This is a genomic window from Sinomonas humi, assembly GCF_000802235.1.
GTDB classification, from domain to species: Bacteria; Actinomycetota; Actinomycetes; order Actinomycetales; family Micrococcaceae; genus Sinomonas; species Sinomonas humi.
Genome location: NZ_JTDL01000037.1, coordinates 37,224 through 56,708, shown reverse-complemented (window position 1 = coordinate 56,708; position 19,485 = coordinate 37,224). Strand labels below are relative to the sequence as shown.

The window sequence follows — 19,485 nt, the reverse complement described above, 5'->3', positions numbered from 1 at the left end:
CGGGTTGGGCGCGACGGGAGGCAGGGACGTCGTGCATGAGCTGAGGCGTGCCCCGTGTCGACCCGAGTCTCTGTCTTGTCGCGCTACAAAGTCCTGCCAGACCTTGCTGGTGCAGCCTTTCTTCCCCTGGGCCTTCTCGCCCGCCTGCCCCTCGCGATGCTCACCGTCGGGACGCTCACCCTCGTAGCAGTCGAGTCGGCGTCCTACGCTCTCGCCGGTGTTGCTGCGGGCGCTGTCGGAATCGGCTCTGCCATTGGGGCACCCATCCTCGGTGCGCTCGCCGACCGGGCAGGGCAGAAGAAGGTGCTCCTCATCGCGGCGGCACTCAACACCGTCGCAGTCACCGCCGTCGTGCTTGCTGCCCTCTCGCTGAGCGCTGCGAACAGCGGGGACCAGGCTGGCGGCGCCGTCGTTGTCGCGGCTCTGCTGTCTGGCCTGACGACTCCGCAGGTCGGGCCGTTTGCGAGGGCGCGCTGGATGGGGCTCACCGAGGGACGGACTCTGAGGGCGCTCGAGCTTGACGCCGCCCTCTCGTATGAGGGGACTGCAGACGAGCTGACGTTCGTGCTCGGGCCAGCCCTCGTCGGCCTGTTGGGGGCCGGGATAGCCCCCTGGTTGCCGCTTTCGACCGCAGCCTTCCTGACCGCCACGTTTGTGACGGCCTTCGCGCTGCACCCAACCGCCTCCGCGGTCCGACCGATCCCACGTCACGAGCTTCCCGCCGTGACTCTCCGTGAGTGGTCGATCGTGCTGGTTCCTGTCGCGGCGATGGTGGCAATGGGAACATTCTTCGGCGGCACCCAGGCGGCGTTGACTGCGTTCGCCGGGGAGCACGGTTCACCGGATCTGGCCGGCCTGCTCTACGCGGCGCTCGGTCTCACCTCTGCCGTCGCGGCCCTGAGCGTCGCGGTCTGGCCGCCGGCTTTCGGCCTCCGGCTCCGCTGGGCCGTGTGCGCGGGGTGCATGCTCGTCTTCAGCCTCTCCCTCTTCGCTCCGCACGGCCTGACCTGGATGACGGGCGCGCTCCTGCTGGTCGGAATCCCCGTGGGCCCGATCATGGTGACCGTCTTCGGCATCGGCGGGCGGATTGCTCCCCGTGGCAGGACCGGGACCGTCATGACCGCGCTTGCGAGCGGGATCGTGGCGGGCACGGCGCTCGGAGCAGCCATCGGAGGGCAGCTCGCGGCGCGCGGTGGGACAGCAGCCGCCCTGTGGGCGCCGGTGGCAGCGGCGGGCGCGCTGCTTGCGCTCGGGGCGGGGGCCGCCGTCGTGCGCCGCCGCTGATTCGAAGATCTGGTTCAGCCGACGGCGGCGGCAATGCGGCGGGCCGACTCCTTGAGCGCTTGTCCGATCCTCTCGACCTCGATGTTTCCCCCCAGATGTACGACGGCGAGTGCGGAGGGCCGCTGCCGAGGCGTCAGGATGGGCGCGGCAATCGCAAAGACCCCTGGAATCACCTCGTCGTGGCTCACCGCGTACCCGCGCTCCCGGGCTTCCTCGGCCTCCGCTCGATAGGGGACGTCGGGCATCCGGCGTTCCCATTCGACACGCCCGATCGCGGACTGGATGGCGATGCCCGGGGCTCCCGAGGAGATGCTGTGGCGGGTGCCGGGGCGCTGCGCTATGGTCGTGCCGTTGTGGCGCGGTTCGACGGTTGCGAGCGTGACGCAGTCCGCGTGGTCCCACACGACGACGAAGGCGGTCATCCCGAGTTCCTCGGCGATACGGCCGAGTTCTGGTGCCGCCGCTGATTGCAGGTCGCGGGCGACGCCGCGCGCCAGGACGGCGAGACCCGCACCGGGCTGGAGACGTCCCGAGTCGTCGCGTTCGATGAGGGAATGGTCCTCGAGCGTGCGGATGATGCGGTAGGCGATTGAGCGATGCACCCCGAGCGAGTCGGCGAGCTCCGCGATGGTGAGAGGTGAGCGTGCGTCGGCGAGAACCTCGAGCGCGCGGATCCCTCGCGAGAGGGTCTGGGAGTGGGCCGCCGTCTCCGTTGCCTGCGGCATGCTGTTCCTTTCGGGGAAGGGTCACTCGGACCGCGGGATCGGGTCTTAGAGTCTTGTGTAGGACTCCACTGCACCCTACAGTTGAAATGTTCGATATGGGGACTCTATGTTCAATTATAGAACTGGAATTCGATATTCGACAGAACCTCAGCAGAATGTGACGGCCTGAGGAGGGAGCGCGATGATCGCCCAGCCGGGAGCGGTCCCCGAGAGGACGGGGCGAACCGTGAGCGCGCGCGCTCACCACTTCCGGGGCAGCCTTGGGCGCTTCGCGACGGGCGTCGCAATCGTTACGTTCGATGGCGCGACGAAGCGCCACGGCATCACTGTCAACTCGTTTACCTCAGTCTCCCTTGACCCCCCGCTCGTGCTCGTGAGCATTGCGCGCAACACTCGGGCCCACGATGAGCTCGCCGGGCGGCCGTTCACCGTGAATATCCTCGGGGCCGAGCAGAAGGCCCTCGCCATGCACTTCGCGGGCAGCCCAGGGCTGGAGCCACACTGGGTCGAGGGGACGGTCGCTCCGCGGCTCAGCAGGGTCCTCGCCTACTTCGAGTGCAAGCCGTGGGCGGCCTACGACGGCGGTGACCACACCCTCTATCTGGGCGAGGTCGTGGATTTCAACTATCGGTCCGGGGATGCGCTCGCCTTCGCGAGCGGCCGCTTCACCACAATCCCGGAGAGCCAGCTCGGCGTGGAGGACCTGCTTTAGAGCCCAACCATCCGACGACGGGAGAAGCACCATGGGCATTCGTACCGGCCAGCAGTTCCTGGACAAGCTCAATTCGATGCGGCCGCATCTGGTGATCGACGGTGAGGTGGTTTCTGAGAACCTCACCGATCACCCCGCCTTCAGGGGCCTTGCGCGAACCTACGCGGCGCTCTTCGACCTGCAGCACGACCCGCAGTTCCGGGATCGTCTGACCTACCCTTCGCCCACCACGGGAGAGCGTGTCAACACCTCATTCCTTGTTCCGCGTTCGAAGGAGGACCTCGCGCAACGACGCGAGGCAATGTCGGTGTGGGCGGAGTACTCGAATGGCTTCCTCGGCCGCACCGGCGACTATATGAACTCTGCACTCACCGCTCTGAGCGCTGCGAAGAAGTTCTTCGCCCAAGCGGATCCCGTCTTCGGCGAGCGCATGGAAGCGTACTACGAGATGGCGCGGGAGAATGACCTTCTCGCGACCCACACCCTCATCCCACCCCAGGCCAACCGCTCCGTCACAGGCTCGGAACAGCTGGGTGGCCAGCTCGCGGCCCGCATCGTCGAAGAGAAGGACGACGGCGTCGTCGTCCGTGGTGCGCGCATGCTCGCCACGATCGCTCCCATCGCCGACGAACTGCTCGTCTTCCCCTCGACCGTCCTCCGCGGCACTCCTGACGACGCACCCTACTCCTTCGCGTTCGCGATCCAGAATGACGCGCCGGGCCTGCGCTATCTGTGCCGGACCGCCCTGCACAACGGCGGGAGCCACCACGACGAGCCCCTCGCGAGCCGCTTCGAAGAGGTCGACGCGGTCGTAGTGTTCGACGACGTCTTCGTTCCGAACGAGCGGCTGTTCATGCTCGGGCACCCCGAGCTGTGCAATCAGTGGTACTCGGAGACTGGGGCCGCCGCGCTCATGACGCATCAGGTCGTGACTCGCACTGTGGCGAAGAGCGAGTTCTTCCTGGGGCTGGCATCTGAGATCGGAGCCGCCATCGGGATCGACGGCTTCCAGCACATCCAAGAGGACTTGGCCGAGCTCATCAAGGACGTCGAGATCGGCAAGGCGCTCGTTGTGGCCTCCGAGGCGCAGGCGGAGCTCAGCGACGACGGGGTGATGCTCCCGCACTGGCCGACCCTCAACGCGGCACGCAACTGGTATCCGAAGATCTCGCAGCGCTACCCCGAGATCATTCGCAAGTTCTGCGCCTCCGGCCTCATGGCCCTCCCCGGCGAGGCAGATCTTGACGTTGCACGCGACGACATCGAGATGTACCTGCAGGGGAAATCGCTTACGGGGCCCGAGCGGATCCGCCTCTTCAAGCTCGCCTATGACGCGTCCATCACGGGCTTCGCGGGCCGGCAGGCGCTCTACGAGTACTTCTTCTTCGGGGACCCGGTGCGCATGGCGGGGGCACTCGTGAACAGCTACGACCGCGAGCCTGTCCGCGCGCGTGTGCGGGAACTGCTGCACCGCGAGGACTGAGGGGTCGTCTTCGGCCCGGCACGTCCAAGGGTCACGTAACGACGCTTTTCACCGTCGTTAGGTGACCCTTGGATGGTGGCTCACCGTCGTTAGGTGACCCTTGGATGGTGGGTGGTCAGCTGCGCTTCGAGGCGGCGTCCTTCACAGCGCGGTCCCGCACGCCCGAGATGTGCTCGAGCATCGCATCGTGCGCTCGCTGTGGGTCGCCCGATTCGAACGCCTCGAGGATCTTCGTATGCTCCTCGATCGCGTTCTCGGCGTCAGTCACGCCGAGCTTCCCGAAGAACCTGAAGCGCTGCACCTGGCCGCCGAGGGCCCTGTACGCGTTGACCAGGAACCGATTCTGTGCGTTCTCGGCGATGAGACGGTGGAACCGCTCGTCCGCCTCCCAATACGCCCCGTACTCTGCGAAGGTCGGGCCGGTCGGAGCCCCACGGAGGTCGTCGACGGCCTGCTCGAGCTCTTCCCGAAGCTCCGCTGTCACATGAGCGCAGGCGCGCTCTGCGATGGCTGGTTCGATGATCGCTCGCGCGGCCATGAGCTCATCGAGCTCCTCCGCCGTGAAGAGTGGAGCCACCCGGTAGCCCTTGAGCGCCGCGCGCCGGACGAGCCCAGTGGACTCGAGCCGGGCGAGCGCCTCGCGAATCGGTGTCTGAGACACGTCGAGCTCTTGGGCCATCCGATCGATTCCGATGGCCTGCCCGGGCTCGAGCCGGCCGTCCATGAGGGACGCGAGCAGTTCCTGGTACACGTAGTCGGCCAGGAGCTGTCGGTTGGCTGGCCGACGACCACTCGAAACGGCGTGCATGGGTCGAATCCTATCGGATATTGTCTCGGTCACGTCAGGCTCGTGAACTCCTCGCTAGTGGTGCATCACCGGTTCGTCGAGCAGTTCGTCAGACTTTGCCGTCCGGAAGAACCTCGTCAGGTACATCATGAGCGCTCCGAGGAATGCGAAGACCCCGAGGGAGATGACGCCCCAAGCTCCGCTCGTCGTCGGCATCGCCGAGTTGAACGCCGTCCGCATGAGCGGGGCGACGAAGCCGCCGAGATTTCCGAGCGAGTTGATGAGCCCGATGCCGGCCGCGGCGGCTGCCCCCGTGAGGAAGGACGTCGGATAGGCCCACGTGATCGGTCCGACGGCGAGGAAGCTCGCGACTGCAAGCGTGATGAACACGATGCCGAGCAGCGGCTGGCTGCTCACACCCGCCCACGCGGAGCCCACGATGAACAGGCCGGTGCCGATGTAGAGGAGCGTGCCCCAGTTGCGGCGACGGGCTACCGTGTGCGCAGCGCGGCCGAGGAAGTAGCAGGCGAAAAGGCCCACGAGCCACGGGATGGCGGAGACAAGGCCGACTTCCCAGCCGACCTTCTTGCCGAGGAGCCCGGCAACCTCTTGGGGCAGGTAGAACGTAGTGCCGTACACCGCGATCTGCAGGGCGAAGTAGATGACCGTGAAGTACCAGACCTTCCAGTTCGCCATGGCCGACCAGATGCCCTTCGGGCCGTCCTGGTTCCGTGCCTGGTCCTCTACCGCCATGGCATTGGAGAGGGCGAGCTTCTCGTCATCGTCGAGGAACTTGGCCTTGGCGGGACTGTTCGTGAGGAGGAACAGCGCGGCGATACCGGCGAGGATCGCGAGGATGCCCTCGCCGAAGAACATGACCTGCCAGCCGCGGGCGAAGCCGAGGGAGTCGCCGAAGCTGATCAGGCCGCCGCTCATCGGGGCGCCGATCATCTGCGAGAAAGGCTGCGCGAGATAGAAGATCGCGAACATCTGGACGCGGACCTTGTTCGGGAACCACTCGGAAAGGAACATGATGACGCCCGGGAACAGCCCCGCCTCGGTGACACCGAGGAGGAAGCGCAGCACGTTGAACATGACGTCGTTCGTCGTGAAGGCGAAGCAGGCCGCCACGATTCCCCACGTGATGGAGATGCGGGCGAGCCAGAAGCGCGCGCCGAAGCGCTTGAGCAGGAGGTTGCTCGGGACTTCGAAGATGGCGTAGCCGATGAAGAAGATGCCGGCACCGAGGGCGAAGGCGGCGTCGCTGACGCCGCGGTCGGCCTTGAGCGCGGCTTGGGCAAAGCCGACATTCGTGCGGTCCAGGAACGCTACGAAATACAGGATCACAAGCATCGGCATGAGGTGCCGAGCCGCCTTGCTGATGGCGGATTTCAATTTCGCGTCGTGGATGGACGACGCGAGGGTCCTCTCGGCTGATGTGGACACTTCAAGCTCTCCTTTGAGATGAACTTCTCGTAAGACGGGTGCGCGAATTGGTGCCGCCGGAGCGGCGTCAGTGCTGAAGCAGCGACGCCGCGCCAAAGGCAACGAGGGCAAGGCCCACGGCGAGGAACAGCAGGCGCGATTTCGACCAACTGCCCAGAAGGGATTTCATGTGGGGTCCGCTCTGTAATCAGTGCATGTAGAGGCCGCCGTCGACGTTCAGGGTCTGGCCCGTCACGAAGCCGGCGTCCTCGCTGATGAGGTAGGCGATTGCGGCAGCGATGTCGCGCGGCGTGCCGATTCTCGGCAGGACGCCGTCGGCCGCCATCAGGACCTTGCGCTCGTCGGTGAGGGTCCCGCCCATGATGTCGGTGTCGATGGGTCCGGGAGAGATCACGTTGACGGTGATCCCGTCGTGGCCGAGTTCGCGGGCGACGCTGCGCGAGAAGCCGATGATGCCGGCCTTCGCGGCGGAGTACGGGGTCTTGCTGTACGTGCCGCCGCCGCGCTGTGCCGAAACCGAGGCAAGGCTGACGACGCGCCCCACACCGTTCTTGACCATCGATTCGACGGCCCTGCGCGTTGCGTAGTGGACGCCGTTGAGGTTGATGTTCATGACCCGGTTCCACTCTTCGGGGGTGACCTCGAGGTAGGGGACGGGCGAGGAGACGCCGGCGAGGTTCACGAGCGCGACGATCTGGGGCAGGGCACCTTCGAGTTCATCGAAGGCAACGCGGACCTGAGCCTCATTCGAGACGTCGGCCCCGGCTCCAGCTGCCTGGACGCCGTGCTCGAGGACGATCTCTTCGGCGACGCGCTTCGCGGCAGCAGCGTCGAGGTCGATGATCCCCACGTTCCAGCCTCGCTCGGCCAGGTAGTGGGCGGACGCACGGCCGATGCCACGGGGAGAGGCGGCACCGGTGAGGATGACGGTCCGGGATTCGGGGAAGGCGGTCATGGGGGGGTTCTCCTAGTTGATCGGTGCGGGGCCGAGCTCGTCCATGAGCTTCTTGATGGCCACATAGGCCTTGTTCCGGTACGCGACGAGCTCCGGCGTGCGGTCGGCGGGCACGTTGAGGTACCCCGCGCCGGACTTGGTGCCGAACTTCCCAGCATCGACGAGCTCTCGCAGCGATTCGGGAGTGGCGAAGCGCTCAGGCCAACGGGTCTGGAGGGACGCGTAGCAGAACGCGTAGACGTCGAGCCCGGCCATGTCCGCGATCGCGAACGGTCCGAATGCCGGGAGGCGGAAGCCGAACGTCGTACGGACGATGGTGTCGATGTCCTCGGGCGTGGCAATGCCCTCTTCGACGATCTGCGTCGCCTCGTGGAACAGGGCGTACTGGAGGCGGTTGAGCACGAACCCCGTGGAGTCCTTGACGCGCGCACTCTCCTTGCCCGTCGAAGCGACGATCTCCTCGACGAACGGCAGGACGCCCTCGTCGGTCCCCTCATGGGGGATGAGTTCGACGCCCGGGATGAACGGCGCGGGGTTCGAGAAGTGCACTCCGAGGAACCGCTCGGGGCGCTCGACGGCGGTGGCCAGTTCCGCAATGCGGATGGTCGAGGTGTTCGAACCGATGACCGCCTCAGGCCGAGCGGCTGCGCTGACGCGGCGCAGCGTCTCGTGCTTGATCTCGATCTTCTCGGGCACGGCCTCCTCGATGAAGTCCGCGTCGGCCACCGCGTCCTCGATGGATGCTGCGGGGGAGAGGTTCGCCTTGATGCGCTCGACCGCGTCGGCGGGGAAGAGCCCCTGCTCCGCGAAGTCGGCGGCCTCGGCGAGGAGCCGGTCGTAGTTCTTCTTGGCGATCTCCTCGGAGATGTCGGCGATCTTCACCGTCGCACCGGCGAGGGCGAGCGACTGCGCGATCCCACCTCCCATGTAGCCGGAGCCGACGACGGCGATCTTGTTCTGCGATGCCGAATTGGTCATGGCTGGGATTCCTTCCTAGGCCTTGGGCAGGAGCGAGCGGATGTACTTCTGATTCGTGGCGCACACGCCGAGGCTGTCGCCGCCGTACTGCTCCGTGAGGATGATCCCGTTGAAGCCGAGCTTGATGGCGTCGCGGAACACCTGGCGGTAGTTGATGAGGCCGGTTTCCATGGTCGAGGGCACCGACGTCGCCCAGCTGCCGTCCGCGGCTTCGTCCCGCGTGTAGTTCTTGACGTGCCAGTAGTTGGCGTAGGGGAGCGTCTTCGCGTAGAGCTCTCGCCAGTCCTCGACGGGGCGGTGGAGGCGGATGAGGTTTGCGACGTCAGGGTTGAGCCCGACATTGTCGAGCCCGACGGCCTCGACGAATCGCACCGCGCTGTCTGCTGTCCCCAGATACGTGTCCTCGTACAGCTCGAGAGCGACCGGAAGGCCGACCTCCGCCGCGTGCTTGCCCAGTTCGCGGATGCGGCTGACGGCGAGATCCCACGTCTCCCGGTCTTCGGGGTCCTTCGGCCCCTCGGCCGTCCAGAACCACAGGGCCTTCTTCTGGGCCTCGCTGAAGGGCTGGTGCAGCCCGGTCGAGAAGACCTGCATGCCCCATTCCGCGGCAGCGTCGATCGTGCGGTGCGCGTACTCGAGGTTCCGCTCTTCGTGGCCGGGCATGATGACGCTCTGCCGTTGGAGGTGCACCGAGGGGATGCCGACGCCGTGCGACGCGGCGATGGCGAGGAACTCGTCGCGGCGCGACGGGGAAAGGTCGGCCGGCCGGACGTGGCTGTCCGCGAGCTCGGCGAGGTTGAACCCGACCTCCTCGATCTGGGCGAACATGTCGTCCCAGACCTCAGGCTCGGCGTCGTGCATGTTCACGCCCTGCGCGTCGGTTGGGGCGAAGCCGTGGAGGCACGTGGCGATGGGCCAGGTCTCTGCGGTGTAGTGAGGATTCTCCTGCATGGTGCTCCGTTGCATGGTTGATCGACCGTCCTGATCGTAGATCCTATAGGATTTACAGTGAACCAAGTCACCGCTCAAGTCAAGCTGGTGCTTCAGGCCTCGTCGGGGGCCTTGCGAAGCTCGGGCGCGAGGACGCGGATGACGGCTGAATCGTCTTCTGCCTCGAGCCCCATCGACTGCCCCATAAGAAAAAGCTGCTCGGCGGCTGCCGCGACAGGTGTGGGAAGTCCGGCGGTGCGCGCTGCGCGTCCCACGATCCCAAGGTCCTTCACGAAGATGTCGAGCCGGCTCAGCACGGGCGCCCCGCCGTCGTCGTATGCGCTGAGCATGCGCCGGCCGCGATCCCCGAGCATGAAGGAGCCCGCCGCACCTGCCGTGAGGGCGTCGAGGGTGCGCGCTCGGTCAAGCCCGAGGGCGTCCGCGAGCGCGAGCGCCTCGGCTGCTGCGGCGATGTGCACCCCGCAGAGGAGCTGGTTGACCGTCTTGAGGGCTTGGCCGTCCCCGGCCCGGTCGCCCACGACCGAGAGCGTCGAAGCCAGCAGGTCGAGCACGGGGCGGGCGCGTTCGAGCGCCGACGGTGACGCGCCGACGACGACGAGCAGGTCACCTTGTCCCGCGCGAACCGGGCCGCCTGAGAGAGGAGCGTCCACGAGGTCGACACCGAGTTCCGCCAGGCGTTGGGCGGTTCCGTCCACGGCTCCGGTCCCAACGGTGCTGGTCAGGATCGCGACAGCGCCTCGCGAGAGCTCGGGTGCGATACCCGCATCCCCGAAGAGGACGTCCTCGAGCTGGGCTTCGTTGCGTACCGCGAGCAGAACCGCGTCGGCCCCGCGCGCCGCCTCGCGCGCCGATCCGAACGTCTCGACGCCCGCCTCGCGGGCGAGTGCGAGGCGTTCCTCAGCGATGTCGAAGCCGTGGACGGTGAGGCGCGTGGCGAGCCGCGATGCCATGGGCAAGCCCATCGCGCCGAGGCCGAGGACAGCAACCGTGTAGCGGTCGGCGGCAGGGTCAGTCATTGATCGGTTCCTTCTGGTAGCTCACCTTGGTCCTTCTGGTAGCTCAGCTTGGCTACTACGTCGGCCAAGGATGCGTCGTCGCCGACGTTTCCCGCGAAGACGACGTAGGGGATGCCGAGGGCAGGGCCGTCCATCGGCTCCCAGAGCGAGACGATTCCGGGGAGCATGGGGCCCCTGACGATCGCGTGCCGGATCCCGAGGCCGTGGGCGGCGACGTCGGACGATGTGATGCCGCCCTTGGCCACGACGAAGCGCGGGCGGACGGCCGCGAGGGTCCGGCGCACCACGTCGACGAGGGCCGCCGAGATCCGGCGGGCGATTGCGAGGCTTCCTGCGGCGGTGTCCGCGGTGACGAGGGTGCGGGTCGTGTGGACCACGACGTCCCCCGTCGCAAGCGAGGCGGCAACGAGCTCCGCGGTCTCGGCGACGTGCGATTCGTCGCCCGCGAGGACGCGTTCGACGTCGAGTTCAACCACGCGCGCGGACGGGAGGCGGCCCAGCAGCGCCTCGAGCTGCCGGGTGGTCTGCCCCACGTGCGAGCCGACGACGACGAGGCCGCCGCGCGGTGGGGCGTCGGGCCCGAGCGCCTCGGCAGAGCTGAGCGGCGCCTTGACCTCCTGACCGATCCGGCCGCGCACGAACGGAGGGCCGACCCGGTAGATGAACCTCTTCCCACGCCGCTCGGCCTCGGCGAGGCCGAGGGCGAGGCGCCGGAAGTCGTTCTCGGTCACAATGTCGACGGCGATCGGCGTCCGGTCCGTGGCGGGTGCCAGTGCATCCGCAATGGCGATCGCGCTTTCCGTGGGGGTGCCCGTGCGAAGGGTTGCGAGGTCGAGCACGATCACGCGGTCCGCCGGATAGCGCCCGCCCGACTTCTCCTCGACGTACTCCGCAAGTCTCGAGTTGTGGTAGCCGAACGTGGCGTCGCGCGCGAACTCGGTCTCGGCGACGGGCGTGAGCTGGCCGGAGCCGTTGCGGGTGTAGTGTGTGCCGCCGATGGTGACGCGGCCCGCGTCGGGAAAGGCCGGGACGATGACCACCCCATCAGCGCCGAGCGCCTCCTGTGCTTCGAGGGTTGCGGCGATCGTGTCTGTCTCGAGGGGGAAATGGCCGCGCAGTGTCGAGTCGCTGCGGCTCGTGAACGCCAGTTCGAGCCCCAGCTCGCGGGCCGCCGCGAGCGCATTCGTGACAACTTCCCGATTCCGTTCGGCCGCCTCGCCCGGGTCGAGGCTGCGGGTGTTCGTGAGGACGTAGACCGCAGCGGGAGGCTGGTGCTGCTCCTGGGGATTGTCACGTTCGGGTCGAGGGGAGCGGGAACCGGATGCAGCGAGTCCGAAGGCCCATCGGAAGTCGTCTGGCTCCCATGCGGTGAGGACGGGCAGGTCGGCGACCGACTGTGTTCCAGTCGGATCGTCGTCCAGGACCACAAGAATCCGCTTCGAGGCGGAGACGGAATCCGCAACCGCCTCTGCGGGCACGGTCGCGTCGGCGGGGAACCCCGCGAGCAGTTCTTCTTCGACGATCACAGGCACCTCATCGTGGACGGGAAATTGGTGGGACGGCTGCCGCTAGCGGGTCCCGGCGGGCTGCGCGCTGAGCACCTCGTCGAGGACCTCTTCAAGGGCCTCGGCGCGGTGGGCGAAGCGGCCGAGGAACAGTCCATCGACGTCGTCTGCGATCTCGCGGAGGAGCCCGGGCCGGGCGCTCCCACCGTAGATCACGCGCGAGCCCTCGAAGTCGGTGAACGACTCGAGATGGCGGCGCAGGCGGCCGCACACCGAGCGGATGTAATCCGGTTTGGCAGGTGCGTCCGCCCCGATGGCCCAAAGGGGTTCGTAGGCAACGATGACCCGGCCGCACCGGCCCGCCGCGCGCGCCGTGGAGAGTGCGTCGTCGACTTGCCGCATGCACTCCTGAGCTACGGATTCCGGTGCGCCGCGCTCGGCCTCGCCTACGCACAGGATCGGTGTGAGTCCGTTCCGGAGCGCGGCGTCCGTCTTCGCGCGGACGACGGCGTCCGTCTCGCCGAAGAGGCGGCGGCGCTCAGCGTGCCCGACCTCGACGACGCGGCATCCGACCTCCGCGATCTCAGCCCCGCTGACCTCTCCGGTGAGCGCTCCCGCGTCCTCCGTTGCGAGGTCCTGGGCGCCGACCATGGCGACACCGCGGAGGAGGTCCACCGCAGCCGGCACCGAGAGGTAGGTCGGGACCACGAAGAGCTGCGCCGCGCCGTCGCGCACCGCTGGGTGCGCTCGGGCGACCTCCGCGATGTCACGGCACCACGCGACGGTCTTCGCGTGGCTGAAGTACATCTTGAGGCTTACGCCGACGAGGCAAGGCGCCACGTCAGACGCCCTCGTAGGCGCAGAGCTCCTGGACCTTCTCGTTCGAAGCGCTCGTCTCGTCGAACTCATAGGTGAGCCACTCGCGGACGTTGCGCCGCGCGAGCTCGAGCCCGACCACGCGCTGCCCCATGCAGAGCACCTGAGCGTTGTTCGAGAGCACGGAACGCTCGACCGAGAACGAATCGTGCGCCGTGACCGCGCGGATTCCGGGCACCTTGTTCGCCGCGATCGCGACGCCAAGGCCCGTCCCGCAGATGAGGACGGCGCGGTCCGCCTCGCCGCGGGCGACGATCTCGGCAGCGCTCGTCGCGATGGTCGGGTAGTTCGTATGCCCGTCTGCGCCGACGCCGACATCCATAACGGACGCGACCAGCCCGCTCGCCTCGAGGTCCTTCTTGATTGCTTCCTTGTATTCGAATCCTGCGTCGTCGGAACCGACGACGATGCGCCACTGTCGGGCCATGATGTGCTCCTCTAATTGGTGATGGGGATAGGCAATTGGTGGTGGGGCTAGGGTCCGGGTGTTTTCAGCGGGCGACGTCGGTGCGCTCGCCTCTGCTGAGCAGCGCGGCGATAGTCGTCACAATGAGGGCGAGCGAGACGGCTCCGGGATCGGGCACCCCCAGGGCCTTCTCGCCGTGGGACCGCGCGCGGCCGAGGCCGGGCATGAGATCGGCCGTGCGCTCTGCCGCGGTCGTCGCTGCCTGCGCGGCAGCTTCCCAAGCTTCGGGCAGGGAAGCGCCTTCGTCCACGCGGGCAGCCAACGTGTCGGCGAATGGAACGAGGGCGTCGACGAGCGTCTTGTCGCCTACGCGGGCCTTTCCATACGATCGCACGGTCTCGGACGCCGAAAGCACTCCGTCACGGACGCCCTCTGGCGAGACCGCCTCCGTGTCGCCGAGCCGCTCTCCGAGGGTGCGGAGGATCACGCCCCAAAGGGCGCCGGAGGTTCCCCCGGCGCGGTCGGCCCATGCGTCCGCCGCCCGAGAGAGCAGGGTGCCTGCCCCTGCGCCGAGCTCTACAAGGGCTTCGGCCTCGGCCGCCGCCGCGCGAGCGCCACGCTGCATTCCGATCCCATGATCGCCGTCACCCGCGATCGCGTCGATGCGGCCCAACTCGTCCGCGTGCTCGTCGATGGTCTCGCGGGTTGCGCCGAGGAACTCGGCAATGCGCCGTGCTGCCTCGCTCGAGGCAGCGGACGCGGAAGGCACGTTTGCGCGCTCGTCCGCATCGGCGTCGTCCGCTGTAGGGGTGAGGGACGCGTGGTCCACTGCGCCACAGCGGAAGGCGGGAGTGTCCGCGGGAGCCAGCCACAGGCGCTCGAGCTCGTCGTCTAGCCATAGGAGCGTGAGCGAAACGCCCGCCATGTCGAAGCTCGTGCAGAACTCGCCGACCTGCGGGTCGACGATCGTGAGGCCCGCGGATTCGAGCAGGTCCGCCACCCGGGCGTAGACGACGAAGAGCTCCTCGGACTTCACCGAGCCGAGCCCGTTGAGCACGGGCACGACCCTGCCGCCGGACTTCGAGGCCCCGCCGGGCACTTCGGCGTCGGCGAGGAGCTGTTCGATGAACAGCTCGGCGAGGCCGTTGGCGGTCGGGATGTCCGTCTCGTCGAGCCCCGGTTCGCCATGGATCCCGAGGCCGATCGCCATCCTCCCCTCCGGCACGGTGAAGAGCGGCTCTGCCGCGCCTGGCATCGTGCAGCCGGTGAAGGCGACGCCGAGCGAGCGGGTCCTTTCGTTGGCGAGGCGCGCGACGCGCTCGACGCCGTCGAGGTCGTAGCCGAGCGATGCCGCCGCTCCCGCAACCTTGAAGACTGTCAGGTCGCCGGCAATTCCCCGACGCTTCTCGGCTTCCTGGGGAGGGGCGGAGAAGATGTCATCCGTGACGGTGACGGTTCGGCAGTCGATGCCATCCTTGCGCAGCGCCTCCTGCGCCTCGGAGAAGTGCAGGACGTCGCCGGCGTAGTTCCCATAGCTCAGCAGGACGCCGCGACCACGGTGGCTCGCACGCGCAACGGATTCGACCTGATGCGCGGAGGGCGAGGCGAAGAGGTTTCCCATGGCAGCCCCATGCGCGAGGCCGGGACCGACCAAGCCTGCGAAGGCGGGGTAGTGCCCGCTGCCCCCGCCGATCACGACCGCAACCTCAGGCTGCGCGGCCTGCGTGGAGCGGGTCACCCCGCCGTAGACTTTGCGGACCCAGCGGCCGTTTGCGCGGACGAAGCCGTCCACCATGTCATCTGCGAAATCGGCCGGTTCGTTCCAGAGCCGTGTCATGAGCTGCTGCCTCCACTTTGAGTCCCTGTTCTCCTCCGATCCTATAGGATATAGGGCTCTTTTGGAAGGAGGGAAGGCGCCGGCGGGAGGCGACGAGGTCTCCCGCAAGGACGCAAGACCGTTCTGCTCCCAATGTTCGCTCCGCGTCAAGAGGCGTGCGCTCTCGCAACGGCGGGGAGGGGCAGGAGCCGGCAGGGTTGAGGCATGCCTAGTACTGCGTTTCGTGCGGGTCCATCGAGCACCCACTCCCGCTGGGCCGCAGGGGCCGCGGGAGTCGGCGTCGTCGTGCACCTGGCGATGGTGAGTGCCGGGGGAGTGATGGCGGCAGCCGCCGTCCTCATGGCGCTGGCCTGCATTCCGTGCGCGTGGGGCATGTGGCGTGCGCCGACCCTGCGGACTGCCCGCGTCCTCACCGGCATGTCGCTCGGGATGGCCCTCCTCCACGGTGCGCTGCTCCTCGGCGTTGCCCCAGCGCTGCACCACGGAGGGATGGCGGGTATGGGCGCCTCGGCGATGGCTCAGGGCCCCTCGTTGTCAGTGCTCTCGGATGGAGACTCTGGCTCCACGGGCAGCGGCCTGATGATGCTCGCCGTCATGTGCGCCGACTTCACCGCCGCGATGCTCGCCGCGAGCTGGCTCCGCCGGTCGCTGGGCATAGCGCTCGCCGCGCGGTAGGCCTCCAACGCTGTGATACCCGCTACACGGTAACGGGGGCCACTGCAGAGGGCGACGCCGGGCGCTAGCGTTGCGTGGTGAGCATCGCCACCAACCCCTCGGACGGAACCCAACTCGCGTACGAAGTCTCGGGAGAGGGCCCGGGCGTGCTCCTGCTCCATGGCTCCGCGCTTTCGCGCGCTATCTGGAGGGGCTTGGGCTACGTGCGCGCACTCGAGGGATTCACGCTCGTCCGAATGGACCTGCGCGGCCATGGGCGGAGCGGCAAACCGCACACCCCCGACCGCTACCGCATGCCTCTCGTCGTCGAGGACGTGCTGACCGTCCTCGACGATGCTCGGGTTGAAGCCGCACACGCGGTCGGGTACTCGTTCGGCGCCCGCGTCGCGTTCGCTCTCGCGGCAGCGGAGCCGCGGAGAGTCCTGAGCCTCGCGACGCTCGGCGGCACCTACCGGGCGCAGCGCGGCGAGGTCGAGAAGGTCTTCTTCCCCGGTTATCTCGAGGCACTGCGCGCTGGTGGGATGACGGCCTTCGCCGATGGCTTCCGGGCCGCAGGGAATCAGCTCGACCCCTCAACCCGCGCGGCGTTCCTTGCCAACGACGCCGAGGCGCTCGCGGCCTATTTCGAGGCGACCGAGGAGGGTGAGGGGGTCCCCGAAGCTGTCCTGGCCCAGCTCTCCATGCCGGCGCTGCTCATGGCGGGAACCCTCGATGTGCCGAGGCTCGAGCAGTCACGCCGCGCGGCGGCCATCATGCCGCACGCCCGCTTCGTCGAGCTGCCCGCTCGCACCCACGCCTCGACGCTCTTTCCGGCAGGACCCGTGCTGGACGAGCTCGTGCCGTTCCTGCGCGGCGCCGTCGTGGCGGGCTAGCCCGCATCCTCGGGCAGCACGCGCTCAGTTCCGGTCAGCTGGCCGCCACCGCTTCTGGCTCTGGCCGCCGCCACGCGCCGTCGACCCTCTGGGGGATTCTCCACGGATTGGCGTCCTGCAAGGGCTCGGGAAGGGCTGCTTCGGGCCACCCCTGGTACGCGACGGGGCGAAGGAACCGCCGAATCGCCGCCGTCCCAACCGATGTGGTGTTGCTGGACGTCGCCGGGTAGGGGCCGCCATGATGCTGGGCATAGCTCACGGTCACACCTGTCGGCCACTGGTTCCAGAGCACGCGACCGCTGCGTTCAGCGAGAACCTCCGTGAGTTCGTTGGTCGAGTCCTGGCCGACATCACCCGCGGTCCCCTGAATCGTGGTGGTGAGCTGCCCCTCGAGGAGGCCGACGAGCCGGAGGAGCTCCTCGCCGTCGGAGTACCGCAGAACGAGGCTCGCAGGGCCGAACATCTCGCGGCGCAGCAGCTCGGGGTCGCTGAAGGCCTCGCGCGCGTCGGCGACGAGGACGGTCGGCTGTGGAACTTCGCCGAAGCTGCCAGGCACGAGGACACGCACGCCGGGGCGCCCTGACATCTCCTCGACCGCCTTCGCGTAGCCCGCGGCCAGGTGCGGGGAGAGGAGCGAGTGGCCGGCGGGCTCCCGCAGGGCAGCGTTGAGCGGCTCTTGCAGGTCCGCGTCCTCACCCGCTGGCACGAACAAGAGCCCCGGCTTCGTGCAGAACTGCCCCATTCCCAACGTGAAGGAGGCGACGTACTCGGAGATGACCTCGTCCCGGCGCTCATGCCACGCAATCGGCGTGACGACGACCGCGTTGATCCCGCCGAGTTCGCCATAGAAAGGGATGGGCTCGGGACGCTTCGCGGCGAGGTCCATGAGGGCGCGGCCGCCCGCCGTCGAACCCGTGAAGCCGATCGCCTTGACGAGCGGGTGCTGGACGAGCTCGGCGCCTGCCTCCCGTCCCGTGACGAGGGCGAACAGCCCGGCTGGCGCGCCAGCGGCTTCGAGTCCCCGGACGACGGCGGCGGCCGTGAGGGCTGCGAGCTCCGGGTGGGCTTCGTGGGCCTTGTGCACGACGGCGCAGCCAGCGGCGAGAGCGGACGCCGTGTCCCCGCCTGCAACACTGAACGCGAAGGGGAAGTTGGAGGCGCCGAAGACACCTACGACTCCCAGCGGGACATTCACCCTGCGGATATCCGGGCGGGGCCCCATTCCCCAATCGGGGTCCGCGTGGTCGATCGTCGCGTCGAGGTGTTCGCCGGAACGGATCTCCTCGGCGAAGAGCCGCAGCTGGAACACGCTCCGGCGCAGTTCACCGGTGAGGCGCTGTTCCGAGAGGTGCGTCTCCCGCGCGGCGACCTGGACGAGGGCTTCCGCGTCGGCCTCGAGGGCCGAGGCTACCGACTCGAGCCATTCCGCCTTTGTCCGGGGAGTCTCGCTCCTGGCTTTGAGGAACGCCTCGTGGGCTGCCTCGACCGCCTGGGCGAGCTCCGCCGTCGTCGTCTGCTGGCCTTTGGCGTTGGAGTCCTGGCTCATCGTGTCCTCTCGTGGCGTTGTGGTCGTGGCGTCGTGGTTGGCCGGGTAGTGGTCGCTGGCGTGCTGGCTCAACGGGCGTCTCCCGCCAAAGTGGGGGAGGAGACCGCCGCCCGGGCGCCCACCTCGAGCCAGCCCGGGCCCGCCGGGAACGCCCAGCGCTCCCGGGAAACCGCGAGCATTTCGGCGCCCGTCCCCGGGCGCCGCGGCGCGAGGTAGCGGCCGCGATCAATCCGGACCGGTTCAGCGAAGTGCTCGTGGAGGTGATCGACGTACTCGATCATCCGATTCTCCTGCGTGCCCGAGACTGCGGCGTAGTCGAAGAAGGAGAAGTGCTGGGCGAGTTCGCAGAGCCCGACGCCGCCCGCGTGGGGGCAGATGGCGACGCCGAACTGCGCCGCCAAGAGGATGTTCGCGATGTTCTCATTCACGCCTCCTACCCGTGTGGCGTCGATCTGGAGGACGTCGATCGCGCCTGCCTGGAGGAGCTGCTTCACGACGATCCGGTTGGCGACGGCCTCGCCCGTCGCGACTCGGATCGGCGCGATGCCCTTCCGGATGGCGGCGTGGCCGAGGATGTCGTCCGTGCTCGTCGGCTCCTCGATCCAGTAAGGCTCGAACTCGGCGAGCGCCTTGACCCAGTCGATCGCCTCGGAGACATCCCAGCGCTGGTTCGCGTCGATTCCGATGGGGAGCGCGCCCACCGCTTCCCGAGCGAGCCGAAGGCGGCGGCGGTCATCCTCGACGCTGCCGCCAACCTTGAGCTTGATCATGGAGAAGCCCTCGGCGGCGGCTTCCTTGCTCAGCCGGACGAGCTTCTCGTCGCTGTAGCCGAGCCAGCCAGGGGAGGTCGTGTAGGCGGGGTAGCCCTCCGATTGGAGGGCTGCGATCCGAGCTGCCTTCCCCTTCTGCCCGGCCCGCAGGAGGTCGAGCGCCTGGGCTGGGCTGAGGGCATCGGTGATGTGGGTGAAGTCGACGACGTCGACGATTTCCTCCGGGCTCAGTTCGCTCAGGAGGAGCCAGAGCGGCTTGCCTTCCCGGCGCGCCCTCAGGTCCCATAGCGCGTTGACGAGTGCGCCGCATGCCATGTGGCTCACGCCCTTTTCCGGGCCGAGCCAGCGGAGCTGGGAATCATGGACGAGGCGCCGTGACGCTTCGCCGAGGTCTGCCACGAGCGCGTCCGCGTCGAGGCCGGTCAGGAGGTCCGCATAGGATTCGATGGCCCTCACCACGATTTCGTTGCCGCGGCCTCCCGTGAAGACGAAGCCGTGGCCTTCCTCGCCGCTGTCGGTCCTGATGACGACATATGCCGCCGAATAGTCAGGGTCTACGTTGACGGCATCCGATCCGTCGAGCTCGAGCGAGGTGGGGAAGCGGATGTCCTGAGTCGTGATGGATGCAATGCGGGCCATGGGACTCTCTCGTCGTCGAAGT

Annotated in this window: 18 protein-coding genes; 5 read left to right on the top strand and 13 right to left on the bottom strand. The window is 68.0% G+C overall.

All coding sequences use genetic code 11. The features are described from left to right. Nucleotides 1–75 precede the first annotated feature (75 nt). On the top strand, nt 76–1,284 hold the full coding sequence (locus LK10_RS02640) for an MFS transporter (RefSeq protein WP_231567564.1): 1,209 nt from the start codon (nt 76–78) through the stop codon (nt 1,282–1,284). Nucleotides 1,285–1,298: 14 nt separating this feature from the next. On the opposite strand, the gene LK10_RS02635 is transcribed toward LK10_RS02640, so the two are convergent. Further along, on the bottom strand, nt 1,299–2,009 hold the full coding sequence (locus tag LK10_RS02635; RefSeq protein WP_043119892.1) for an IclR family transcriptional regulator: 711 nt from the start codon (nt 2,007–2,009) through the stop codon (nt 1,299–1,301). A gap of 181 nt (nt 2,010–2,190) precedes the next feature. On the opposite strand from LK10_RS02635, the gene LK10_RS02630 reads away from it, so the two are divergent. Both LK10_RS02630 and hpaB read left to right on the top strand, forming a co-directional pair. Next, on the top strand, nt 2,191–2,721 hold the full coding sequence (locus tag LK10_RS02630) for a flavin reductase family protein (RefSeq protein WP_081998216.1): 531 nt from the start codon (nt 2,191–2,193) through the stop codon (nt 2,719–2,721). Nucleotides 2,722–2,752: 31 nt separating this feature from the next. Continuing rightward, entirely contained in the window at nt 2,753–4,204 is a 1,452-nt protein-coding gene (gene hpaB / locus LK10_RS02625) for a 4-hydroxyphenylacetate 3-monooxygenase, oxygenase component (protein ID WP_043119891.1), read from the top strand. Nucleotides 4,205–4,319: 115 nt separating this feature from the next. On the opposite strand, the gene LK10_RS02620 is transcribed toward hpaB, so the two are convergent. The 10 genes from LK10_RS02620 to LK10_RS02575 all read right to left on the bottom strand — a co-directional run bounded on the left by LK10_RS02620 (nt 4,320) and on the right by LK10_RS02575 (nt 14,961). Further along, the gene (locus LK10_RS02620) at nt 4,320–5,012 is read right to left on the bottom strand and encodes a GntR family transcriptional regulator (protein WP_043119890.1); all 693 of its coding nucleotides are present in this window, start codon (nt 5,010–5,012) and stop codon (nt 4,320–4,322) included. A gap of 54 nt (nt 5,013–5,066) precedes the next feature. Then, nucleotides 5,067–6,437 carry an MFS transporter gene (locus LK10_RS02615; protein WP_043119889.1) on the bottom strand — a complete coding sequence of 457 codons (1,371 nt, stop codon included), beginning with the start codon at nt 6,435–6,437 and terminating at the stop codon, nt 5,067–5,069. A gap of 187 nt (nt 6,438–6,624) precedes the next feature. Further along, nucleotides 6,625–7,392 (bottom strand): SDR family NAD(P)-dependent oxidoreductase, encoded by a 768-nt coding sequence (locus LK10_RS02610; protein WP_043119888.1) that lies wholly within the window; start codon nt 7,390–7,392, stop codon nt 6,625–6,627. 12 nt (nt 7,393–7,404) lie between these two features. Continuing rightward, a complete protein-coding gene (locus LK10_RS02605; RefSeq protein WP_043119886.1) occupies nt 7,405–8,370 on the bottom strand; it encodes a 3-hydroxyacyl-CoA dehydrogenase family protein in 966 nt (321 codons plus the stop codon). Nucleotides 8,371–8,385: 15 nt separating this feature from the next. Then, on the bottom strand, nt 8,386–9,321 hold the full coding sequence (locus tag LK10_RS02600) for a sugar phosphate isomerase/epimerase family protein (RefSeq protein WP_231567563.1): 936 nt from the start codon (nt 9,319–9,321) through the stop codon (nt 8,386–8,388). 92 nt (nt 9,322–9,413) lie between these two features. Further along, nucleotides 9,414–10,337: an NAD(P)-dependent oxidoreductase gene (locus LK10_RS02595; RefSeq protein ID WP_043119883.1), complete on the bottom strand. Its 924-nt coding sequence runs from the start codon at nt 10,335–10,337 to the stop codon at nt 9,414–9,416. Beyond that, on the bottom strand, nt 10,334–11,863 hold the full coding sequence (locus tag LK10_RS02590) for a four-carbon acid sugar kinase family protein (RefSeq protein ID WP_052206858.1): 1,530 nt from the start codon (nt 11,861–11,863) through the stop codon (nt 10,334–10,336). The genes LK10_RS02595 and LK10_RS02590 overlap by 4 nt, the downstream gene beginning before the upstream one ends. A gap of 42 nt (nt 11,864–11,905) precedes the next feature. Further along, nucleotides 11,906–12,682, bottom strand: coding sequence for a triose-phosphate isomerase family protein (locus LK10_RS02585; protein WP_043119882.1), 777 nt, complete (start codon nt 12,680–12,682; stop codon nt 11,906–11,908). Nucleotide 12,683: 1 nt separating this feature from the next. Continuing rightward, the gene (locus LK10_RS02580) at nt 12,684–13,145 is read right to left on the bottom strand and encodes a ribose-5-phosphate isomerase (RefSeq protein ID WP_043119881.1); all 462 of its coding nucleotides are present in this window, start codon (nt 13,143–13,145) and stop codon (nt 12,684–12,686) included. Between the two features lie 64 nt (nt 13,146–13,209). After that, complete coding sequence (locus tag LK10_RS02575; protein WP_043119880.1) at nt 13,210–14,961, bottom strand: dihydroxyacetone kinase family protein; 1,752 nt, start codon at nt 14,959–14,961, stop codon at nt 13,210–13,212. 204 nt (nt 14,962–15,165) lie between these two features. Here LK10_RS02575 and LK10_RS02570 point away from each other — a divergent pair, with 204 nt between their 5' ends. Then, nucleotides 15,166–15,636: a hypothetical protein gene (locus LK10_RS02570; RefSeq protein WP_156143999.1), complete on the top strand. Its 471-nt coding sequence runs from the start codon at nt 15,166–15,168 to the stop codon at nt 15,634–15,636. 77 nt (nt 15,637–15,713) lie between these two features. Next, a complete protein-coding gene (locus LK10_RS02565) occupies nt 15,714–16,508 on the top strand; it encodes an alpha/beta fold hydrolase (RefSeq protein ID WP_052206900.1) in 795 nt (264 codons plus the stop codon). A gap of 34 nt (nt 16,509–16,542) precedes the next feature. On the opposite strand, the gene LK10_RS02560 is transcribed toward LK10_RS02565, so the two are convergent. Beyond that, complete coding sequence (locus LK10_RS02560) at nt 16,543–18,126, bottom strand: aldehyde dehydrogenase (NADP(+)) (protein ID WP_269429481.1); 1,584 nt, start codon at nt 18,124–18,126, stop codon at nt 16,543–16,545. Further along, complete coding sequence (locus LK10_RS02555) at nt 18,123–19,463, bottom strand: enolase C-terminal domain-like protein (protein WP_043119874.1); 1,341 nt, start codon at nt 19,461–19,463, stop codon at nt 18,123–18,125. Before LK10_RS02555 ends, LK10_RS02560 begins: the two co-directional genes overlap by 4 nt. Nucleotides 19,464–19,485: the final 22 nt, after the last annotated feature.

Bases quoted from the DNA above. Each gene is read 5' to 3' on its own strand.
- LK10_RS02635 (WP_043119892.1), bottom strand. From the start codon at position 2,009: ATGCCGCAGGCAACGGAGACGGCGGCCCACTCCCAGACCCTCTCGCGA.
- LK10_RS02630 (WP_081998216.1), top strand. From the start codon at position 2,191: ATGATCGCCCAGCCGGGAGCGGTCCCCGAGAGGACGGGGCGAACCGTG.
- hpaB (WP_043119891.1), top strand. From the start codon at position 2,753: ATGGGCATTCGTACCGGCCAGCAGTTCCTGGACAAGCTCAATTCGATG.
- LK10_RS02620 (WP_043119890.1), bottom strand. From the start codon at position 5,012: ATGCACGCCGTTTCGAGTGGTCGTCGGCCAGCCAACCGACAGCTCCTG.
- LK10_RS02610 (WP_043119888.1), bottom strand. From the start codon at position 7,392: ATGACCGCCTTCCCCGAATCCCGGACCGTCATCCTCACCGGTGCCGCC.
- LK10_RS02605 (WP_043119886.1), bottom strand. From the start codon at position 8,370: ATGACCAATTCGGCATCGCAGAACAAGATCGCCGTCGTCGGCTCCGGC.
- LK10_RS02600 (WP_231567563.1), bottom strand. From the start codon at position 9,321: ATGCAGGAGAATCCTCACTACACCGCAGAGACCTGGCCCATCGCCACG.
- LK10_RS02595 (WP_043119883.1), bottom strand. From the start codon at position 10,337: ATGACTGACCCTGCCGCCGACCGCTACACGGTTGCTGTCCTCGGCCTC.
- LK10_RS02580 (WP_043119881.1), bottom strand. From the start codon at position 13,145: ATGGCCCGACAGTGGCGCATCGTCGTCGGTTCCGACGACGCAGGATTC.
- LK10_RS02575 (WP_043119880.1), bottom strand. From the start codon at position 14,961: ATGACACGGCTCTGGAACGAACCGGCCGATTTCGCAGATGACATGGTG.
- LK10_RS02570 (WP_156143999.1), top strand. From the start codon at position 15,166: ATGCCTAGTACTGCGTTTCGTGCGGGTCCATCGAGCACCCACTCCCGC.
- LK10_RS02555 (WP_043119874.1), bottom strand. From the start codon at position 19,463: ATGGCCCGCATTGCATCCATCACGACTCAGGACATCCGCTTCCCCACC.